At 65.4% G+C, this 21,077-nt stretch carries 19 protein-coding genes; 6 read left to right on the forward strand and 13 right to left on the reverse strand.

Annotated elements, in window-relative coordinates; genetic code table 11:
- Positions 1–10 precede the first annotated feature (10 nt).
- The 3 genes from PRN20_RS21175 (at position 11) to PRN20_RS21185 (ending at position 2,827) form a co-directional block, all read left to right on the forward strand.
- Positions 11–943 (forward strand): ABC transporter substrate-binding protein, encoded by a 933-nt coding sequence (locus PRN20_RS21175; protein ID WP_273959625.1) that lies wholly within the window; start codon positions 11–13, stop codon positions 941–943.
- Positions 944–1,079: 136 nt separating this feature from the next.
- Positions 1,080–2,015 (forward strand): ABC transporter substrate-binding protein, encoded by a 936-nt coding sequence (locus PRN20_RS21180; protein WP_273959626.1) that lies wholly within the window; start codon positions 1,080–1,082, stop codon positions 2,013–2,015.
- Between the two features lie 398 nt (positions 2,016–2,413).
- Positions 2,414–2,827, forward strand: a complete 414-nt coding sequence (locus PRN20_RS21185) for a VOC family protein (RefSeq protein ID WP_273959627.1) — start codon at positions 2,414–2,416, stop codon at positions 2,825–2,827.
- A gap of 176 nt (positions 2,828–3,003) precedes the next feature.
- Here PRN20_RS21185 and PRN20_RS21190 read toward each other — a convergent pair whose 3' ends face one another.
- The 13 genes from PRN20_RS21190 to PRN20_RS21250 all read right to left on the reverse strand — a co-directional run bounded on the left by PRN20_RS21190 (position 3,004) and on the right by PRN20_RS21250 (position 16,312).
- Entirely contained in the window at positions 3,004–3,777 is a 774-nt protein-coding gene (locus PRN20_RS21190) for an urease accessory protein UreD (RefSeq protein WP_273959628.1), read from the reverse strand.
- Complete coding sequence (ureG, locus tag PRN20_RS21195; RefSeq protein ID WP_273959629.1) at positions 3,774–4,424, reverse strand: urease accessory protein UreG; 651 nt, start codon at positions 4,422–4,424, stop codon at positions 3,774–3,776. The genes PRN20_RS21190 and ureG overlap by 4 nt, the downstream gene beginning before the upstream one ends.
- Positions 4,421–6,118 carry an urease subunit alpha gene (gene ureC, locus PRN20_RS21200; RefSeq protein WP_273959630.1) on the reverse strand — a complete coding sequence of 566 codons (1,698 nt, stop codon included), beginning with the start codon at positions 6,116–6,118 and terminating at the stop codon, positions 4,421–4,423. The genes ureG and ureC overlap by 4 nt, the downstream gene beginning before the upstream one ends.
- Positions 6,119–6,123: 5 nt before the next feature.
- On the reverse strand, positions 6,124–6,822 hold the full coding sequence (ureB, locus tag PRN20_RS21205; RefSeq protein ID WP_443112603.1) for an urease subunit beta: 699 nt from the start codon (positions 6,820–6,822) through the stop codon (positions 6,124–6,126).
- 17 nt (positions 6,823–6,839) lie between these two features.
- Positions 6,840–7,517, reverse strand: coding sequence for an urease accessory protein UreF (locus PRN20_RS21210; RefSeq protein WP_273959632.1), 678 nt, complete (start codon positions 7,515–7,517; stop codon positions 6,840–6,842).
- A complete protein-coding gene (gene ureE, locus PRN20_RS21215) occupies positions 7,510–7,959 on the reverse strand; it encodes an urease accessory protein UreE (protein ID WP_273959633.1) in 450 nt (149 codons plus the stop codon). Before ureE ends, PRN20_RS21210 begins: the two co-directional genes overlap by 8 nt.
- 11 nt (positions 7,960–7,970) lie before the next feature.
- Positions 7,971–9,641: an asparaginase domain-containing protein gene (locus tag PRN20_RS21220; RefSeq protein WP_273959634.1), complete on the reverse strand. Its 1,671-nt coding sequence runs from the start codon at positions 9,639–9,641 to the stop codon at positions 7,971–7,973.
- The gene (locus PRN20_RS21225; RefSeq protein ID WP_273959635.1) at positions 9,638–10,576 is read right to left on the reverse strand and encodes an acetamidase/formamidase family protein; all 939 of its coding nucleotides are present in this window, start codon (positions 10,574–10,576) and stop codon (positions 9,638–9,640) included. The genes PRN20_RS21220 and PRN20_RS21225 overlap by 4 nt, the downstream gene beginning before the upstream one ends.
- A gap of 11 nt (positions 10,577–10,587) precedes the next feature.
- Positions 10,588–11,652: an ABC transporter ATP-binding protein gene (locus PRN20_RS21230; RefSeq protein WP_273959687.1), complete on the reverse strand. Its 1,065-nt coding sequence runs from the start codon at positions 11,650–11,652 to the stop codon at positions 10,588–10,590.
- Between the two features lie 5 nt (positions 11,653–11,657).
- Positions 11,658–12,767 carry an ABC transporter ATP-binding protein gene (locus tag PRN20_RS21235; protein WP_273959636.1) on the reverse strand — a complete coding sequence of 370 codons (1,110 nt, stop codon included), beginning with the start codon at positions 12,765–12,767 and terminating at the stop codon, positions 11,658–11,660.
- Between the two features lie 15 nt (positions 12,768–12,782).
- Complete coding sequence (locus tag PRN20_RS21240; protein WP_273959637.1) at positions 12,783–13,685, reverse strand: ABC transporter permease; 903 nt, start codon at positions 13,683–13,685, stop codon at positions 12,783–12,785.
- Positions 13,686–13,692: 7 nt separating this feature from the next.
- Positions 13,693–14,649 (reverse strand): ABC transporter permease, encoded by a 957-nt coding sequence (locus PRN20_RS21245; RefSeq protein WP_273959638.1) that lies wholly within the window; start codon positions 14,647–14,649, stop codon positions 13,693–13,695.
- Between the two features lie 73 nt (positions 14,650–14,722).
- Complete coding sequence (locus PRN20_RS21250) at positions 14,723–16,312, reverse strand: ABC transporter substrate-binding protein (RefSeq protein WP_273959639.1); 1,590 nt, start codon at positions 16,310–16,312, stop codon at positions 14,723–14,725.
- Positions 16,313–16,679: 367 nt separating this feature from the next.
- On the opposite strand from PRN20_RS21250, the gene PRN20_RS21255 reads away from it, so the two are divergent.
- From PRN20_RS21255 to PRN20_RS21265, 3 genes are read left to right on the forward strand one after another with little or no spacing between them, the layout of a single operon-like run.
- Positions 16,680–18,086, forward strand: a complete 1,407-nt coding sequence (locus tag PRN20_RS21255) for an amidase (protein WP_273959640.1) — start codon at positions 16,680–16,682, stop codon at positions 18,084–18,086.
- Between the two features lie 25 nt (positions 18,087–18,111).
- Positions 18,112–19,515, forward strand: coding sequence for an amidase (locus PRN20_RS21260; protein ID WP_273959641.1), 1,404 nt, complete (start codon positions 18,112–18,114; stop codon positions 19,513–19,515).
- Between the two features lie 20 nt (positions 19,516–19,535).
- A complete protein-coding gene (locus PRN20_RS21265; protein ID WP_273959642.1) occupies positions 19,536–20,933 on the forward strand; it encodes an amidase in 1,398 nt (465 codons plus the stop codon).
- The last annotated feature ends 144 nt before the right edge of the window (positions 20,934–21,077 follow it).

A 21,077-nucleotide genomic window follows, 5' to 3' on the forward strand; every position in this document is an offset into this window, starting at 1 on the left:
GAGGTTTGAAATGCGTATCGTTTCTGCGCTGCTGGCGAGCGGCCTTGTTTCGCTCGCCCTCGGAACGGCATTTGCCGCCGAGGACAACGTCTACGACCTGAGCCCGGATCAGCCGAACCGGATCCATGTGACGGCCGACCCTGCGCTGGCGGCGAAGCTGCCGGCAGACTTCAAGTGGGCCGAGCCGGGCAGCTTCACCATCGCCATCGCGGCGGCCGGTGACCCGCCGCTCGCAACTTATGCGCTGGATGCGGCGACGGTGATCGGGTCGGACCCCGACCTCGCGTCGCAACTGGCGGAAAAGCTCGGACTGAAGCTCAATCTCGTTTCCGTGGCATGGCCGGATTGGCCGCTCGGGCTGACCTCGGGCAAGTATGACGCGGTGATCAGCAATGTCGGAGTTACCGAGGAGCGGAAGCTGAAGTTCGATTTCTCGACCTATCGCCAGGGGCTGCACGGCTTCTTCGTGGTGACCGAGAGCGCGATCACGTCGCTGAAGGAGCCCAAGGATATCGCGGGCCTCAAGATCGCGACGAGCTCGGGGACGATCCAGGACCGGATCATCAACGAGTGGAACAAGGAGAACGTCGAGGCCGGCCTGCCGGCGGCGGAGATCCTCTACTACGAGGATACGCCGGCGGCGCTGCTGGCGCTGCAATCGGGCAGGGTGGACGCGATCTTCAACGTCAACTCGATCTACACGTACCAGTCGCTGAAGACGGGCGCGCTGCGCCTCGTCGGCAACGTCAACGCCGGGAGGCCGAACATCGCCGACGTCGGCGTGACCACGCGCAAGGACAGCGGGCTCGCGCCAGTGCTGACCGAGGCGATCAACCAGCTCATCGCCGACGGGACCTACGCCAAGACGCTCGAGCAGTGGAAGCTGACGCCGGAGTCGATCGAGACCTCGCGGACAAATCCGCCCGGGCTGCCGAAGTACTGAGCCAGCACCTCAAACCATTCCCAGAATTCGCCGGCGAGTGTGCGAAGCGCCGGACGCATAGCGTCGCATCACCGGGGACACCGGGGTTACGCGCCCAGCCTCTTCGCACCCAATTCGACCAAGCAAGGAGTCGCAAATGACCCTTTTCCGCACGGCCGCCGCGGGTGTTCTCGCCGCCGGTCTCCTGATCTCCGCTTCGACGCTCGCCTTCGCGCAGGGCGGTTTTGACCTGACGCCCGAGCAGGCAGCCCGCCCGAAGGCCGAGGCCAACCAAGCGGCAATCGCCAAGATTTCGCCGGACTTCAAGCCAGTGACTCAGGGCTCGTTCACCGTGGCACTCACGGTGGGTGACCCGCCGCTCTCGACCTACGCCACGGACTCGAGCACACCGGTCGGCGCCGAGGAAGATACTGCCTCGATCATCGCTGATGCTCTGGGAATGAAGCTGGTGCTCGTTCCCGTGGCGTGGCCCGATTGGCCGCTCGGGCTCGAGTCCGGCAAGTTCGATGCCGTGATCAGCAACGTGACGGTTACGGAAGCGCGGAAGGAGAAGTTCGACTTCTCGTCCTACCGCCTCGACGTGCTGGGCTTCTACGTGCCGACCGAAAGCACGATCCAGGAGATCAAGGAGCCGAAGGATCTCGCCGGCCTGCGCGTGATCGTGGGCGCCGGTACGAACCAGGAAAAAATTCTGCTCGAGTGGGACAAGCAGAACAAGGATGCTGGGCTCGCCCCGGTGGAGTTCCAGTACTACGACGACTCGGCGGCTTCGCAGTTGGCGCTGCAGTCGGGCCGGGCTGACGTCGAGTTCAACCCGAACGCGCAGCTCGCCTATCGCGCCGTGGTCAACGGCAAGACGCGGCTCGTCGGCATCGTGAATGGCGGCTGGCCGCTGACGGCAGAGATCGCCGTCGCGACCAAGAAGGGCGCCGGCCTTGCCGACGCGCTGACCGAGGCCATCAACGGGCTGATCACGAGCGGCAAGTATGTCGAGGCGCTCAAGCGCTGGGGCCTCGAGGCCGAACAGCTCACAGAGTCCCGCACCAACCCGCCGGGCCTGCCTAAGACCTGATCGGATCGGCTCCACGTCCCGATTCCGGGGCCTCCCAGGCGCCGCATGCTCACCTTTGTGCGTGCGGCGCCGTTTTTCCGGGCTCACCGTTGGCGCCTTTCATAGAATTGAGCTTGGTTGAAGGGCTGGCTTACCTAGGGGGTGGGTGGCTGTGGCATCACATGAAAGGGCAGGATGCGAGTGACGGCTCTTGGTGCCAAGCTGACACTGGCGAACGTCCGCTTTTTACCCTAAACGGTCGCTCACGAAGAGTGAGTGAGCTCTTGTCTTCGTTACTCGGCGTTGTAGCTTGGGCCGATGCAACATCCACAGCCTGCTCACCACCACCCGGGTGATGATCGACCTTCGGGCCGAGTTTGAGCGGGTGAACCGTAGCCCTGCCCCACGAGGCCCAAGACATGAGCGCCGAGATGAAGCCGGTATTGGAGGGCATCACGGTGCTCGCCGACGACGTTCCGACCCTTGCCAAATTCTATCGTGAGGCGCTCGGCATGGAGCCCACCGTCGAGCAGGCGCACTATGTGGCGTTCAGTGGCAACGCGCTCCGGTTTGCCATCTTTTCGCGTGCAGGGATGGGACCGCACACGAACGACCATCCGGACTATCGACGCCCGTTTAGTGGGCAGGCTTTCGAGTTGAACTTTCAGTGCGCCGACGCCGGCGAGGTCGCGGCACGGTTCGCGCACATATGCGCATATGGCGGAACCGCCGTAGCTGCACCGAAAGAGATGGCGTGGGCCCACTTCACGGGGTTTTTTGCGGATCCGGAGGGGAATATTCATTCCCTGTTCGCCGACCTATCCCGAGTCTAGATCTGCGACGCCCGCCGAGGAGGGCAGCTTTTGTCCCGAGGCGGGTGGCTCATCCCACCGGCGGGGGGCCGCTTCTGGCGCAAAGCGGACGGTCAGTGGAATCGACTTGGTCTACGCGGTCGTCAAAGTCCGTGGTCTCTAGTGATGTAGTTGGCGTTTCGGCGACCGTGGGGCGGTTACGCGACAAGGTTGATCGCGGTGCGGATGGGGCGGAGGTCGGGGGCGGCGAGGCGGAGGGACCAGCCGAGGTTGGAAGGGAGGCGGCTGCGGGCGGCGTAGAGGTGGGGGATCTCGGAGAGATTTGGTTCGTCGTGGCCGATGAGCAGGATGGTGCCGAAGGCGGAAAAGCCCCGGTCGAACGCGGGCGTGACCAGATGCTGGCGGTCGAGCAGGACGATCTCGCCGTCGCGCCGGATGGTGAGTGTGTTGTCGAGTTCGCGCAGTGGGCGGGTGGTGCCTTCGGGGTCGTGGACGGTGAAGCTGTCGGTGAAAAGCAAGCTGCTGCCTGCACTTAGCTCGATGTTGGTGGTCTGCTGGTGCGATGCGTCGGGGAACAGGATGCGGGCTTCGGGCAGGTAGGTGAGACTGCTACCGCTATCGAGCGCGATGGCGAGGCGCTCGCGGCTGGTGTTGCCGGAGCGGGCACGGTGGACGGCGGTGGCGCCCTGGTAGGTGACGCGAACGGAGGTGCCCTGGCCCAGCCTCAGGTTGGTCGCCAGATTGTCACGGTCGTGAACGGGTCCTGAACTGTTCTGGACGACCACATGGGTCAGTGTTGCTGCCGCATCATCCAGCCCTTCCTGAACGGGTAATGACGGCTGGCTGAACGTCCGCATCAGCACATAGGGATAGCGGAACAGCCGGCGATCCAGCACCGTCCGGCCGTTGCGCGCGACGAAGCCCAGGTTTAGCTGGGCGGTATCGCTTTGGGGGATGGTGACGTGCTTCACGCGCGGAACAGGACCTCGCGTTCGATGAGATCGACGACGGCCTCGATGCCTTCGCCCTTGCGACAATTGGTGAGCAGCACCGGACGGCCGCTACGCACCGACTTCGCTTCCTGGTGCATGCGCTCGAGGTTGACCCCGACATGCGGAGCGAGGTCGGTCTTGTTGATGACGAGGAGGTCCGAGCGGATGACGCCGGGACCGCGCTTCCTCGGAATGTCGTCGCCACCGGCCACGTCGATGACGAACATCCAGAAATCCGTGAGATCGCGCGAAAAGGTCGAGGCGAGATTATCGCCGCCGGACTCGAGGAGGATAAGCTCGACGCCCGGGAAGCGGCGCTCGAGCTCGTCGGCGGCCTCGATGTTGAGGGTGGGATCCTCGCGGATGACCGTGTGCGGGCAGGCGCCGGCTTCGACGGCCGAGACGCGGGCGGGATCGATCAAGCCGGAGCGGCGGACGCGCTCGGCATCCTCGGCGGTGACGAGATCGTTGGTGATGACCGCAATGTCGATGCCGCGGTTGAGGAGCGCCGGGATCAGGCGCTCGACCATGGCGGTCTTGCCCGAGCCGACCGGCCCGCCGATGCCGACGCGGGCGGCGGCAATGGGCTTCGACCCGGTTGTGGGAGTGGGGGAGAGCTGGTTCATCTGAGCATGTACCTCCGCATCAGCGGGACTTTCTTGACCGGTTCGCACATCAGCAGCTTGCCGTCGGCACGAACCTCGAAGGTCTGCGGGTCGACCTCGATCCAGGGCAGCAGGTCGTTGCGGACCATGTGCTTCTTGCGCAGGTGCCGCACGGACTTGATCGGCAATGTGGTCTTCTGCAGGCCGAGCGTTTCGGTGACGCCGGCATCGATGGCGAGCTTGGACATGAAGTTGAAGCTCACCTTCTGCCTTGCCAATCCGAGCCCGCCCCACATGTGCTTCTGCACCTGCGGTTCGGCGAGGCCGAGGGAGCCGTTGCCGTCGCCCATGGCCTGCCAGGTGATGGAGCCGTTCTTGATGACGATCCAGGGCTTCACGCCGAAGGAGGCGCGCGGCCAGAGGACGAGGTCGGCGATCTTGCCGACCTCAATCGAGCCGACATGGTCGTCGATGCCGACGGCGATGGCGGGGTTGATAGTGAGTTTGGCAACATAGCGCTTCACCCGTTCGTTGTCGGCGCGGGCGGTGGTTTCCTCAGGCAGGCGGCCGATGCGCTCCTTCATCACCGAGGCGAGCTGCCAGCACTTGGCGACGTTTTCGGCGAGGCGGCCCATGCCCTGCGTGTCGGTGCCGAAGATCGAGATGGCGCCCATATCGTGGAGGAAATCCTCGGCGGCGACGGTGCCCTCGCGGACGCGGGCTTCACCGAACAGCAGGTCCTCGGGCGTGTTGTAGTTGAGGTTGTGCGCGATCATCGCCATGGGCAGGCCTTCCTCCATCGCGTACTGGGTGTACGGGTTGGTGGGGTTGGTCGATGACGGAATGACGTTGTCGTAGGAGCAGACCTTGAGCAGGTCCGGAGCGTGGCCGCCGCCGGCGCCTTCGACATGGTACATGTGGATGGTGCGGCCTTCGCAGGCGGCCATCGTGTCTTCGGCGAAAAGAAACTCGTTGATGGTGTCGGTGTGAAGGTGCACCGCGAAATCGTTGCGATCTGCGGCGATCAGCGAGCCGTCGATGACGGTGGGGGCGGCCCCCCAATCCTCATGGATCTTGATGGCGGCTGCACCTGCGGCGACGGACTCCTCCACGGCTTCGGGGCTGGTGCTGCCGCGGCCGAACAGGGCGTAGTTGACCGGCGAGCTCTCCATGCCCTGCAGCAGCAGGCCGAAGGAGCGTGTGGTGCCGGAGCCGACATCGAGCGGGCCGGAGCCCACCAGCGTTGTGGTGCCGCCGGCGAGTGCGTGCTCGGACTGCTCGGGCGAGCCGATATGGGCGTGGCTTTCGATGGCGCCGGCGGTGACGATGAAGTTGTTGCCGCTCATCTGCTGGGTGGTCGAGCCCACCAGCATGCCCGGGGTGATGCCGGGCATGGTGTGCGGGTTGCCGGCCTTGCCGATGCCGGCAATTCGCCCGTCCTTCAGGCCGATGTCGGCCTTGATGATGCCGGTGACGGCATCGATGATGGTGGCGCCGTAGATGACGATATCGAGGATGCCGTCACTGGGCTTGGCGTAGGGATCGATGCCTTCGCCGTCGCGCAGGTTCTTGCCGGCGCCGAGCACCAGCTCATGGCCGTAAATGGCGTAGTCGTGCTCGATCTCGACGAGCAGTTCGGTGTCGCCGAGGCGGATAAGGTCGCCCTTGGTCGGGCCGTAGAGCCGGGCGTATGCCTCGCGGGATAGTCTCGACATGTGGCTCAGGCTCCTTTGTAACCGCGGGCTTGGGCCAGCTCGAGACCGCGCGCCTTGGCGCCTTCGGCTTCGAGCGGGCCATTCACGAGGCCGGCCTGGCCCTGGACGATGCGATTGCCGGCGATGGGGACAAGGCGAACCGATTGCGGCACGCCGGGCTCGAAGCGGACGCCCATGCCGGCCGGGCGATCGAGCTTGAACCCCCAGGTCGCGGCACGATCGAAATCGAGGGCGCGGTTGGATTCGAAGAAGTGCGTATGGCTGCGGACCTGGATGTCGCGGTCGCCGGTATTGGTGACATCGACGGTGACGCTTTCGCCGTCCTCGAAAAACTCGATCTCGCCTTCCGGCGTGAAGACCTGGCCCGGATAGGTGGTCTCGAGCAGCGGCAGGTTGCCGATGGCGATCGGCTCGAACAGAACAAGAAGCTTGGTGCCCTCGGCGAAGGCGCACTCGATGTAGATCATCGGCGTCATTTCGGCGACGCCGGGCTCGACGTCGTCGGTGGTGAGCAGCCGGCTCGCCATGTCGCGAATCTCGGCATAGGGCATGTCGCGGCGGGCGGCGAGCATGACCTCGTCGGTGATCAGCGCCACAGCTTCGGGATGGCTGAGGCGGATGCCGAGCTTCTGGTTGCGCCGCGCCATTTCGGCGGCGGTGAAGATCGTCAGGCGATCCATCTCGGTGGGCGTGAGGTTCACTATCTACTCCTGACGCGTGGTTAGGTGGCGAACATGCGGACGTGGCGGGACGGGCCGCGGGCGACGGCGATGTCGATCAGCGGGGTGAAACTTGAGGGAACGGCATCGGCGTCCGGGACCTCGGCGAGGACTTCGGACAGCACGGAGCGGGCATTGACGAGTGAGCGCTGGCCTTCGATATGGCCGATGATGCCCAGACGAGTAGCGGCGGAGACGAGGCCGGTGACGAGCGTCCAGCCCGAGACGAGTTCCGCCGCTTCAAGCGTGAGCCCGGCATCGCGCCAGGCTACGGCCTGGACGACCGGTAGGTGCCCGAGGCGGGGGTCGGCTGAGACCATCTGGCGATAGGTGATGGCGAGCGGGCCGCCGAGCTTGACGGCGACGCCAAGCAGGGCCCTGCCGGCGCGATGCGAGCCTTCGCGCATCTCGGCGGCGAGGGTGGAGGCTTCAGCAAGCCGGTCTGTGGCGGCAACGGCTTCGAGGTCCGGGGAAAACCAGGCGCGGCGCAGGAGGACGCGGTCCATCGTCTGCCAGCGGTGGACGAGATGGTCGGCGATGAACCGGTCGAGATGTTCGACGGTCTCGAGCATGCCGTCGGCGGCAAGTCCCTCGATGCCCCAGGAGAAGGCGAAGCCACCGGCCGGGAAGGCGCTGTCGCCGTACTGGAGCAGGGCGAGCGCGGCGGCTGGATCAAACATCCGCCAGTTCCTCAACTTCGCCCGAGTCCAGAAGGGGCAGAATACGGGCGCGGTAGGTGTGCAGCGGGGCGTCGAGCAGCACGTGCAGGACGTCGCCTTCGAAGCGGACACGCCAGTGGAGGTTGCCGGCGTTCCAGCCGAGCTTCAGCGACGCGGCCTGGTCGACTGGCTTGAGGCGCCAGATTTCCTGTTCGCCGAAGCGGGCAATGATAGCGCGCTCCGGATCGAGGAAGAGGACGGCGCCATCGACGAGGTCCTCGTCGCGGTCGAGGCTGACGGCGCAGTCGGTGCCGCGATCGGTGGTGAGGCGGAAACGCTTGCGGCCGGCATCGGAGGGCGGAACGAACAGCAGTTCTATCCCGTCCTTGTGCTCGAGTTCGTGGATGAGGCCGGCATAGGCTGCATCCGCGGCCGTGCCGATGATGCCGTGTAGCCGCAGCATGATCGTCTCCGTCAGTGCGTGTGGAACACGGCCTGGTACTTGGCCAGGGCGGCCTTGAGCGCGTCGAACTCGGCTGCCGTGGGGTTGACGGGATCGGCCGCGACGGGCAGGGCGCCGAACTTCATCAGGCAGGCCATGAGCAGCAGGCGCGCCTTGGTGGAGGTGAGGTTGCTGCCGGCGATGGTGTAGGGCTCGGGATCCGCAAAGCCCTCGGGATAGCCTCGGCCGACACGGACGACCGGCAGGCCCATGAAACTGGCCCGCCGAAGCATATGGGCCCGAACTTCCGAAGTGATGTTGCCGTACGGGACGAGGCCTTCGATGACGAAGCCGCCGAGGCGCTTGCCGCTCAGCTTGTGCTTGATCATGAAATCGAGGTCGCCCTCGGCTTCCGGATCATCGCCGAAGGTATCGGCGAAGTAGCCGCCTTCCTTGAGGATCGAGACCGACGGGACGGCATCGGCGAGCAGCTTGCCCACGCCGTTCTTGATCGGCACGGTCCAGGTGGTGGCCTTGCCGTCGACGAGCCTGGTGCCGGTGACGGAGTTGGGGAGCCTGGTGATGTTCACATCCGAAGCGGAGGTGTGCTTGTAGGCCGGCACGTACATCATGTACGGCGCGCCCATATGCGTGACCTGCCCGAGGATGCCGCCATGGCCGCCGGTGGCAACGTAGCCGCCGGGGCGGGCATCGACCTTGGCCACTTCGCGGGCGGCGAAGAACTGCTGCTCCTGGATGACGACGGTGCCGGCGCGATTGCCGCCCTTGCCGTCCTTCCAGATGCCGCTCTCGATATAGGTAACGCTATCGACGATGTTGGCCGGGCCGTCGTTGGAGATCTGGCCCTGCGGGCGCTGGGCGGCGTTGCAGGCAATGGGTTTGTCGGTGTCGATCAGGAGGTTGAACCAGTAGGCCGTTTCCTCGATCTGGGGGGAGCCTTGCGTCCAGATGGCGCCGTCATACTCGCCTGAGGACATGATCGCCTGGACATCGTTGGTGATCTTGGCGAGCACGGGGCGCGGCGGTGATTTCGCCAGGTGCCATGGCTTGTAGGCGAAGAACTGGTGGCCCATGGCCTCGACGGGCGTGTCGCCGTCGCCGATATCGGCGCGCTTGTCGTTGGCGAGGCCCTTGGTGAAGCCGCCGGGCGGGGCGACGCGGTAGAAGTCGACCTCGGCGCGGCCGCTGATCTGGTTCACCTTGCCATTGGCATCGATCGACAGGCGGTCGATCTCCTCGAAGCTGCGCGAGCCATCGGGGAAGAAGCCCTGGCGGGACTTGGGGCTGCCGAAGTAGGTGGCTTCCTCTTCCCAGGCTGAGCCGTCGGCCTGCAGGGCCATGTAGGGCAGGGGATAGAGGCCGTCCTCAGGCTTCAGTTCGATCTCGTAGACCGGCTTGTCGGTGTCGGCGGTCTGGGTCTTCGAGAGGCTGCCATCGGCGGTGAGGTATCCATCCGGCGCGGCGTAGAGCTCGGCGCTGTCGGCTTCGAGCGGGTGAGCCGAGAACTGCTCGACATAGACCTTCACCGGCGCGGCGAGGCGCTGGGCGCGGAGCGGGTCGAAACCACCGGGGATCGGTGGCAGGCCGGCTTTGGCGCGGGCCTTGTTCGAGGTGACGAGGGGCGGGGTGTTCTGGATGGTGGCCGTGGGACCGGCCATGTGGGCGATACGGATCTTGGTCATTTCGCGAAGTTCTTCTTGTCCATCATCATGTGCACACCCTTGTTGCCGTTGACGGTCTGGGTGATGTGGAGGTCGCCGGCGAGGCTGCAGAGCATGTAGGCGTCGGCATGCGAGAGGCCGGATTTCTCGCCCAGCAGCGCGATCATCTCGCGCAGGGCAGTGATGGCGCACTGGTCGAGATCGGGGTCCATGCCCATCGTGATGTGGTGGGTGGCGGTCTCGGCGCGCGGCCAGGTGAAGGTGAGGTCGTCGCGGACGATGAACTCGAACGTGCCGCGCAAAGCCGTCTCGATGGCGGTGACGTTCACCTCGCCGTCGCCCTGGCAGCCGTGGCCGTCGCCGCAGCTGAACAGGCCGCCTTCGGTGAAGACGGGGATGTAGAGGGTGGAGCCAGCGGTCAACTCCTTGTTGTCGAGGTTGCCGCACATCGACTGCGGGGCAATCGAGGAAATGCGGTTCCAGCCCTTGGGCGGCGCGAGGCCCATGACGCCGAAGAAGGGCCTCAGGGGCAGCTCGAGGCCCCAGGGCAAGATCCCGACCTGCTTTTCCAGGTCGATCGGGATGTTGTTGTAGACCATCTCGTCATAGTCGTGCGGCAGGGTGCCGAGCTTGGGGACGATGATGTTGAAGCCCCAGTCCTGGATGACCGAGACGTCCTTGATGCGGACTTCCAGCACGTTGCCGGGCTTGGCGCCTTCGACATAGACCGGGCCGGTGAGGATGTGCGGGCCCTCGGGTTTGAGGCCGGCGAAGATGTCGTCGAGCGCGGGCGGGACGTGGAACTTGTCGCGGTCCGGCACGACGTTCGGCGTGCCGGTGACGGTGTCGATGGTGACAGTGTCGCCGCTCCTGACGACGAGCGCCGGCTTCTGCGTGGCGTCGAAATAGCCCCAGTGGCAAGTCTCTACGCTTGGGAGGAGGTGGTGTTCGGCCATGTTGGTCTCAATCAGGCGAGGGCGGGAGCGGCCGGGATGCCGGGCTCGAAGGCGAGGAGGCCGCGAACGACGTTGACCTTGGCGCAGCGGGCCATGTGGCCGCGGCCGTCGGTGACCTCGTCGGGCATGGTTTCGAAACAGTCGGGGCCGGCATACCTGCAGCGTGGCGCGAAGCTGCAGCCGTCGGGCAGGGCGCGCAGGTCCGGCGGGGTGCCGGCGATGGTCTCGAGCTGGGCGCCCTTTTTCTGGTCCTTGATGGTCGAGGACAGCATGGCCCGGGTGTAGGGATGCTCGGGATGCATCAGCACGTCGCGGGCGTTGCCATATTCGATGATGCGGCCGGCATACATGACGGCGACCTTGTCTGCGATTTGGGCGGCGACGCCGAGATCGTGGGTGACGAAGATCATCGACATGCCCATCTCGCGCTGCAGCTTGCGGAGCAGGACGAGGACCTGGATCTGCACCGATGCATCGAGGGCGGTGGTGGGCTCGTCCGCGAGGAGGAGCGAGGGACGGCAGCTCAGCGCGACCGCGATCATCGCGCGCTGACGCAGTCCGCCCGAGAGCTCGTGCGGGTAGGCCTTCAGCCGCCGCTCGGGCGAGGGGACACGGACCAGTTCGAGCAGCTCGAGGGCGCGCTTCCAGCCGGCGTCGCGGTCGACCTTTTCATGTCGCATCACCGTTTCGGCGATCTGGTCGCCGATGGTGTACAGCGGGTCGAGCGCGGTCATCGGCTCCTGGAAGATCATCGAGACGGTCGAGCCGCGCAGTTCCGACATCTGCTTGTCGGTGGCGGTCATGATGTCGTGCTCGCCGATCTTCATCTCGCCGGTGATGCGGGTACGCTTTTTGGGATGGAGCTGCATCAGCGAGCGCATCATCACCGACTTGCCCGAGCCGGATTCACCGATGACGCAGAGCACTTCGCCTTTCTTCAGCTCGAAGGAGACGCCGTTGACCGCCTTCACCGTGGCTTCGCGGGAGACGAAGCGGACCTGCAGGTCCTTCACCTTCACGTAGGCGTCGGGCTTTTCGTTCTGGGCTTCGACCTGGGACAGGTCGGGGGAGCGCATCTCGTTCATCTCGTCTCTCCTTGCCAGAGCGGGAGTGGCCGGCTGTCGGGATTGGGTGCCTTGGAGTGGCCGGAGCCGGCATGGACCATGTGGCAGGCGGCCAGGTGCTCGCCTGGGTCGGCGCGCAACGTGTCGCCGAGGGACGGCATCTTCGACATGCACACGTCCTCGACATAGGGACAGCGGGTGTGGAAGCGGCAGCCCGAGGGCGGGTTCACCGGATTGGGCGGATCACCAGCGAGCGGCGCGGACTCGACCCGCTCGTCCGGATCCATGCTAAGCTGGCAGGCCAGCAGCGCCGCCGTGTAGGGATGCATGGGGTTGCTGTAGATGTCGTCGACAGGCCCGATCTCAACGACCTGGCCGAGATACATCACCAGCACGCGGTCCGAGATGTATTTCACCACGTGCAGGTCGTGCGAGATGAAGATGTAGGTGAGGTTGAGTTGCTCCTTGAGGTCGCCGAGCAGGTTCAGCACCTGCGCTTCGACCGACTTGTCGAGGGCCGACACGGCCTCGTCGAGGATGAGCAGGCGTGGGTCCAGCGCCAGCGCGCGGGCGATGTTGACGCGCTGCTTCTGGCCACCGGAAAGCTCGTGCGGATAGCGCTGGCCGAAGCGCTCGGCCTTGAGGCCGACCTTCTCGAGCAGCGCCCGAGCCTGTTCCTTGGCCGCCTTTTCCCTGGTGCCCTGGACCTTGGGGCCGTAGGCGATCGAAGCCTCGATCGGAAGGCGCGGGTTTAGCGACGAATAGCTGTCCTGGAACACCATCTGCAGCGAACGGCGGAGGCCGTCGAGCGAGGTGCCGGTCTTTTCGCCGACCGGGTCGCCGTCGAGAACGAGGTGCCCCTCATCCTTCTCGATGAGGTACATCAAGAGGCGCGCCAGGGTGGACTTGCCGCAGCCGCTTTCGCCCACGATGCCGAGCGTTTCGCCCTTCAGCACGTAGAACGAGATGTCGTCGACGGCCTTCACCTCGGCGACCTTCTTGTTGAGCAGGCCGGCACGGATCGGGAAGTACTTCTTGATGTTCTCGACGATCAGCATCGGCTGGGCCGGACCGCCACGGTCACGCGGATCCGGAGAGGTCGGGGCGGTTTCGATCACGTCTGTCATGGTGCAGGTCTCCCGTTACGCTTTGACGTCCATGGCCTGGCGCAGACCATCGGAGACGAGGTTGAAGGCGATCGAGGTGACGAGGATGCAGAGCCCCGGGAGGGCCGCGACCAGCGGCTGCACGTAGATCGACTGGCGGAGGGTGGAGAGCATCAGGCCCCAGTCGGCGGTCGGCGGGGATACGCCGAGGCCGAGGAAGGAGAGGCCGGACGCAAGGATGATCGAGATCGACACCAGCGTCGACGAGTAGACGAGCACCGGCGACAGCACGTTGATAAGGACGTGGTTGGTGAGGATCGAATAGGTCGAGGCGCCGCTGGCGCGGGCTGCGTCGACGAAATCGAGCGAGCGCACCTGGGCCGTGGCAGTTTCGGCCACACGGCAGATCGGCGGGATCAGGACTACGGTCAGCGTGATCATCTGGTTGCCGATGCCGCCGCCGAGGCTACCGGCGATGGCGACGGCGAGCAGCACGGACGGGAAGGCGAAGAACACGTCCATGGTGCGCATGATCACCATGTTGACCTTGCCGCCGTAGTAGCCGGCGATGATTCCGAAGGTGCCGCCGATCAGCGTGGCGAAGATCACCGGGACGATGCCCATCAGCAGCGAGACGCGGCCGCCCCAGAGCAGGCGGGAAAGCATGTCGCGACCCTGCTCGTCGGTACCGAGTGTGAACTTGGCGTGGCCGATGGGGCGCAGGCGGTTTGCCATCGAGGACCTCTCGGGATCCATGGGCGAGAGCCATGGGGCAAAGACCGCGAGGAGGACGATTACGGTGATGAGGCCGAGGCAGAACAAGGTCACGTAGTCGTAGCGGAGGCGGTTCCAGACGCTGCCCCAGTAGCCGCGGACCTTGGTGGCGGGAGCGGCCTGGGTCTTGTCCGTGGGAAAGCTGCCGGCGGGAATGTCGGTCATGGTTGCCTCAGGTGCGTTTGATGCGCGGATCGACCAGCGACTGGGCGAGATCGACGACGAGGTTGATGAGAACGAAGGCGCCGGCGAGGACGAGGATGGTGCCCTGCAGCAGCGGGATGTCGCGGGTGAGGATCGCCTTGTTGAGCAGCGCGCCGGTGCCCGGCCAGGTGAAGACCGTTTCGACCAGCACCGAGCCGCCGATCAAGTAGCCGAGCTGCAGGCCGAGCATCGCAACCGCCGAGGGCATGATGTTGCGGATGGCGTGGGTGATGATTGCGAACTCGCTGAGGCCCTTGGCGCGCAGCGTCTGGATGAAGTCCTGGTTGAGGATTTCGCTTATCGAAGCGCGGGTGGTGCGCGTCATGATGGCGAGCGGCGGGAGTGCCAGGGCGATGATGGGCATCACCGCGAACTTGAAGTCGTTCCAGTCGAAATAGTTGAAGGTGTCCGAGCCGCCCGAGCCCATTCCGGTAGCCGGCAGCCAGTTGAGGTTCACCGCGAAGAAGATGACGAGGACCACGGCCAACCAGAAGGTGGGCACCGAGATGCCGAACACGGCGAGCGCAGTGACGAGGCGATCGACGATGCCGCCCTGCCTCAGCGCGGCGATGGTGCCCAGGATCAGCGAGACGATGAAGGCAAGAACGACCGAAATCAGCGCGATGACGATGGTGTTGGCGAAGGCACGCATCACCTCTGCCGCTACCGGGGCGTTGTTGGCGATCGAGGTGCCGAAATTGCCCTGGAGCACACGCCACAGCCACATGAAGTACTGGACCACCACCGGCTGATCGAGGCCGTAATAGGCGCGCAGCATGGCGATCTGTTCGGGTGGCGTATCCGGCCGGACGAGGCTGGTGATCGGGTCACCGGGCGCGATCTGGACCAGGGCGAAGCAGATGATGGTGACGCCCAGGAGGATCGGGATCGTCAGGATCAGGCGGCGAAGGGCATACATCCACATCTAGGGCTACCCGCAGTTGGCTGGTGGACAAGAGGCCGCGGGCGCGCGTGGCGCCCGCGGGGATCGGTTTGGATCAGGGATTGACCACGATGGGGGTCAGGTCCTGGAACCAGCTCTGGGCCTGCACGAAGCCGGTGAGCTTGGGTGACAGGGCACGGGGGTTGAGGTCGTGCACGATGAACAGCTCCGGTGCGTCGGCCATGACGGTGTTGTTCATCTCGGTCAGCAGCGCGTCGCGCTTGGCCTGGTCGAACTCGGCGAGGGCAGCAGCGCCCAGCTCGTCGACCTTGGGGTTGGAATAGGTGCCCCAGTTGCAGCAGGCCGGAGCCGCATACTCGGTCATCCACTTCTTGATGATGCCCTGGCTGGCATCGATCGGAGCCATGGAGAAGTTGATGCCGTCAAAGCCCGAGGCGGTGGCGCCCTGGAAGAACACGCCGATCAGGGCGTTCCAGTCCATTGGGACCAGTTCGACTTCGAAGCCGGCGGCGTCGAGCTGTTCCTTGACCAGCTCGTTCATCGGCAGCGGCTGCATCTGGCCCGAGCCGGAGGTGGAGATGCCGATCTTGACCTTGCAGGGCATGCAACCGGCTTCCTCGAGCAGCGCACGCGCGCCGGCCTCGTCGTATTCGTAGACGGGCGGCGTGCCGTACCAGGCCTGGCTCTCGATCAGGGTATTGTAGCCGGCGGTGGCCACGCCCTGGAGCATGTCGACCATGTCCTGCCGGTTGATGGCCATGTTGGCGGCCTTGCGGACGCGGACATCGGAGAACGGGCCGCTGTCGACCTTGAGCAGGTAGTTCCAGTTATGCGGATAGGGGACGGTGATGATCTGCATGCCGGCGCCCTCGAGTACCGGGATGGTGTCGGGCGAGGGTGCCTCGACGAAATCGACCTGACCCGACATCAGCGCGGCAGCGCGGGTCGAGGCCTCGGGCATGGGCAGGAGGATGACGCGATCCTGCTTGGGAACGCGGTCCGGGTTCCAGTATTCGGCGTTCTTCACCAGCTCGAGGCGCTCGCGCGGAACGAGGCGATCGAACTTGTACGGGCCGGTGCCGGCCGGCTTTTCGCCGAACTTGGCGTAGTCGTTGCCGACGGCCTCGACGCCGCAGTTCGAAATCATCAGGAACATGGCCAGGTCGTAGGGCAGGAGCGATGCCGGGACCTTGGTGGTGATCTTGATGGTCAGGTCGTCGACCTTCTCGACGCTGGCGACGTTGACGACGCCCGAGCCCTGCTGGGTGGCATGGCGCGCGTTGAACTGCGGCGCCGACGTGTCCATCACACGGGCGAAGTTCCAGATCGCGGAGTCCGCGTTCCAGGGGCAACCGTCGTGGAACTTCACGCCCTCGCGCAGGTGATACGTCCAGAGCAGGTTGTTGGTGGGATCGACTTCCCAACTGGTGGCGAGGCCCGGGACGACGTCGGCGGCCTTGTCCGAGCTCGACAGGTCCCACAGGCCCAGCGCGTCGTACATGGTGTAGCCGGCAAAGCGCATGCCTTCGTAGCCCTGGTCCGGTGCGCCGGTCCAATCGGGGATATCGGCGGCGGTCATGGCGACGCGCAGCACCGATTCCTGGGCGAAGACGGAGCTTGCCGCGCCGGCCGTGAGGGCCAGGGCTGCTGCCGCTAGCACGCCTCGCAGTTTGAGTGACTTCATGATGCATCCTTCCTGCATGCGGACGCGCCTTTGGTCAGGCGCTACACAAAGGACGCTGCAAGGGGTGTGCCAGCGCTTGCCGGGGAGGGCGCGACCGAGGATCGCTGCGGCGCAAATAGTAGAAAAACCAAGCATCTTGGCGGTGTGGATGGCAGCCATGCAGAATCCGAATACGCCGCAGCCATGACATAGGTGGCGGGCTAACGCCGCGTCGGAAGCGCGCTGTCGCCTAACAAACGGGCAAGGTGGCTATTATTTCTCCTTTTGATATTATCGTTTTCAAGTATTAGGAAGGCATGTATACGAAGGGACGCGGTGGCGCCGAACTCGCCCCGCGCTTTCCCCCTATGACCCCAAGGCCACGCCGATGTCCCAGACCGCCGACCTCCACTACGCCTCTCTGCTCGAGGTCACGGGGCTGATCGCCTCGCGCGCGCTGTCGCCTGTAGAGCTGACGGAAATGATGCTCGACCGGATCGGCGCGGTGGATACCAAGCTTCACTCCTACCTGTCGGTGACGGGGCAGAGCGCCCTTGATGATGCCAACATCGCGGAGAGCGAGATTGCCGCCGGCCGGCATCGCGGGCCGCTGCATGGCGTGCCGATCGCCATCAAGGACCTGTTCTGGACCAAGGGTGTGCCGTCCACGTTCGGCTCGGTAGCCTACAAGGATTTCATCTCGAACCAGGACGCGACGATCGTCCACCGGCTGAAGATGGCGGGTGCCGTCATCCTCGGACGGCTGCACTTGCACGAGGGGGCGTTCGGCGAGCACCATCCGGCGCTCGACAAGTGCCTCAACCCCTGGAATGCCGACTACTGGCCGGGCGGTTCGTCCTCGGGTTCGGGGGCGGCGACGGCGGCGGGGCTCTGCTTTGCCTCGCTGGGCACGGACACGGGCGGTTCGATCCGCTTCCCCTCCGCGGCGAACGGGGTGACGGGGCTCAAGGTCACTTGGGGGCGGACCAGCCGCTATGGCGTGTTCCCGCTGGCGGACTCGCTCGACACGATCGGGCCGATGGCGCGCGACGCGGCCGATGCAGCAGCGATGCTGGCAGCTTTCGCCGGGCCTGACCCGCAGGATCCGACGGCGGTGATGGCGCCGGTGCAGGACTATCTTGCGGCGCTCGACGGCATCCTCGGGGCGCGCGGCGTGCGGATCGGCGTGGACGAGGGCTATCTCGAAAACGGCGTCGATCCCGAGACGGTGGCCGCAATCCGCGCCGCAATCGAGATGTTCCGTGACCTGGGCGCGACGATCGTGCCGATCCGCGTGCCCGACCGGCGGGCGGCGACTGAAGCGCAGATGGTGATCACCGACACCGAAAGCTTCAACTTCCACCGGCCGGTCTACGAGGCCGATCCGGGCAAGTTCGGGTCGCAGCTCGCCAAGGCGATGGAGCGCGGCAGGAGCTACGACGCACAGACGCTGGCCAGGGCCTACATCACGCGCGACCGGTTCAAGGGCGAGCTGCTGCGGGTGTTCGAGGGCATCGATGCCATCGCCTCACCGGTATCTCCGTTTGTCGGCGCGCGCTACGACCAGATGGATTCCCATCTCGCTGACCTGGTGAACTTCCTGGGCTTCACCTCGCCCTACAACGTGTCGGGCAGCCCCTCGATCACCTTCCCCGTCGGCCTCGCCAAGGTCGGCATGCCGATCGGCATGCAGCTCATCGGCCCGCATCTGAGCGAGGCCGGGCTGCTCAAGACCGCGCATGCCTACCAGCAGGCGACCGACTGGCACCTCAAGCGCCCGACTTCGATCAACTGAAGACCTACAACCGAGAGTTCTCGATATGCTCGATACCAGCGACATTCCCTTCATGGCGTTGACCGATGTCGCAGCCGGCATCAAATCCGGAGCGCTGTCACCGGTGACGCTGACCGAAACGATGCTGGCGCGCATCGCTGCGGTAGATGCCGAACTCCACTCCTATCTCAGCGTCACCGGCGAAACGGCGCTGGCGCAGGCGCGGCAGGCCGAGAGCGAGATCCGGTCGGGCCGCTATCGCGGACCGCTGCACGGTGTGCCGATCGCCATCAAGGACCTGTTCTTCACCAAGGGCGTGCCGGCGACGTTCGGCTCGCTCGCCTACAAGGATTTCACCGCGGACTACTCGGCGACGGTCGTCGACCGGCTGGTCGCGGCAGGCGCAATCATTCTCGGGCGGCTGGCGCTGCACGAGGGGGCGCTGGCCGAGCATCATCCGCATTTCGGTGCGCCGCCGCGGCATCCCTATGTCGCGGGCTACTGGCCGGGCGGTTCATCTTCGGGCTCTGGCGTCGCCACCGCGGCTGGGCTGTGCTTTGCCTCGCTCGGCTCCGACACGGGCGGCTCGATCCGCTTTCCATCGGCGACGAACGGGCTGACCGGCCTGAAGCCGACCTGGGGGCGGGTGAGCCGCTACGGTGTCTTCACGCTGGCCGACACGCTCGACTCCGTGGGGCCGATGTGCCGTTCGGCTGCGGACGCCGCGGCGGTGTTCGACGTGATCGCCGGGCATGACGTCAACGATCCGACCAGCCTGCCGACGCCGGTGCCGGGTTATCTCGAGGGGCTGGAAGGGGTGTGGGGTGCGCGTGACCTCAAGATCGGCCTCGACTGGGACTATCTGAGCGCGGACGTCGATCCGGAACTCGTCGGCAGCATCAAGGATGCGCTGGCGGTGTTCGAGGAGATCGGCGCACGCATCGTGCCCGTCAAGCTCCCTGACATGGCCGATGTCGTGAAGTCGCAGCGGATCATCATGGAGACCGAGTGCGCCCGCTATCACGAGGCGCATTACAGGGCGAACCCGGAGGGGTTCGGCAAGCTGGCCGAGGTGATCGAGCGCGGCTTCACCTATCGCGCGGTGGATGTCGCGGCGGCCTACATCATCAAGGACCGGTTCAAGGGCGAACTGGCCGAGATCTTCGAGCAGGTCGATGTGATCCCGGCGCCGATCATGCCCTGGGTGGGGATGAAGTATGACGAGCTCGACAAGCTGTTCGAGCGCCTCCCGCTCTTCGGCCGCTTCGGCGGCGTCTACAACATGGCCGGTGTCCCGACGATCACGTTCCCGGTCGGCACCAACCAGATCGGCCTGCCGCTCGCGATGCAGCTGATCGGCACGCACCTGAGCGAGCCGACCCTTTTCAAGGCCGCCCATGCCTACCAGCAGGCGACCGACTGGCACCTGCGTCGCCCGACCCTTTCCTGACGAAACCAGAGGAGCCCGCAATGGCCTTGGACGACATCCATTTCCAGCCGCTGACCACGGTGGCCAAGTATATCGAGAGCCGCGACATCTCGCCGGTCGAAGTGACCGAGGCGATCCTGTCGCGCATCGAGGACCACGACCAGGGGCTGAAAAGCTACACCACGGTGACGGCCGACGTCGCAATGGAGCAGGCCAAGAAGGCCGAACTCGAGATCATGAAGGGGATCTATCGCGGCGTGATGCACGGCATCCCGATCGCGGTGAAGGACCTCTGCTATACCAAGGGCATCACCACCACCGGCGGCATGACAATCTACCGCGACTTCAAGCCGGATTACGATGCGACCGTGGTGACCAAGCTGCGTGATGCCGGATCGGTGCTGCTCGGCAAGCTGCACATGACGGAAGGCGCGACGCTCGAGCACCATCCGGAATTTCCCGAGCCGGTGAACCCGTGGAAGAAGGATCTTTGGACCGGCGTTTCGTCCTCGGGGTCGGGCGTTGCGGCAGCGGCGGGCCTTGCCTACGCGACGATCGGCTCGGATACGGGCGGGTCGATCCGCTTTCCCTCAGCGGCCAACGGCCTGACCGGCGTGAAGCCGACCTGGGGCCGGATTTCACGGCATGGCATCTTTGATCTGGCCGCGACCTTCGACCATCTCGGTCCTATGGCGCGCTCAGCGGCCGATGCCGCGGCCATGCTGCAGACGCTGGCGGGATGGGACCCGAAGGACTCGACGTCACTGTCGACGCCCGTGCCGGATTATCTGGGGGAGCTCGAAGGCGTCTACGGCGCGCGCGGTATCAAGATCGGTCTCGACTGGGACTATGCCGATGCGGATCCGGTGACGATGGGCTTCATCAAAGAAGCCGTCGCCGTGCTGGTGGAACTCGGCGCGCTGACAACGCCGGTGTCCTTCCCCGACCAGTCGGCCCTGCTCAAGATGAACATGGCTGCCACCATGGCGGAGACGGCGGCGCACCACGTCGCGACCTATCCCAGCCGCGCCGACGAATATGGTCCGATGATCAAGTCGATGATCGAGCAGGGCCGGACGTCCGACCCGGTGGCGATGGGACAGGCGATCATCGAGCGCTACAAGTTCCGCGGCGCCGTGATGCGCATGTTCGACGACATCGACGTCTTCATCATGCCGGTGTTTCCCAAGGGGACGCCGACCTGGAGCGAGATGCGGGCGCTGGTGGCCGAAAGCTTTGACAATATCGGCAAGTTCACCTCGCCGTTCAACGCGACGGGCACCCCGACGGTGACGCTGCCCGTGGGCTACACCGAGGATGGCCGCCCGGTTGCCATGCAGCTCGCCGGCAAGCATGGCTCGGAAGCCTTGCTGCTGAAGGTAGCGCATGCCTACCAGATGGCCACCGACTGGCACACGCGCCGTCCGCCCGGGTTCTGAGGCAGGTTTGTGACTGCCGCGCAGGTCTCGGCGGCGAACACTGGCACCCGATCGCGAGGTCGGGTGTTTCTTGGTACAGGGTGGTGGGGCGCCTCCCCTGCGAAGCGGGGGAGGATCACGGAGGCCGGCGCGTCCTGAGAGGGA

Source organism: Devosia sp. ZB163 (genome assembly GCF_028613635.1).
Lineage (GTDB): Bacteria > Pseudomonadota > Alphaproteobacteria > Rhizobiales > Devosiaceae > Devosia_A.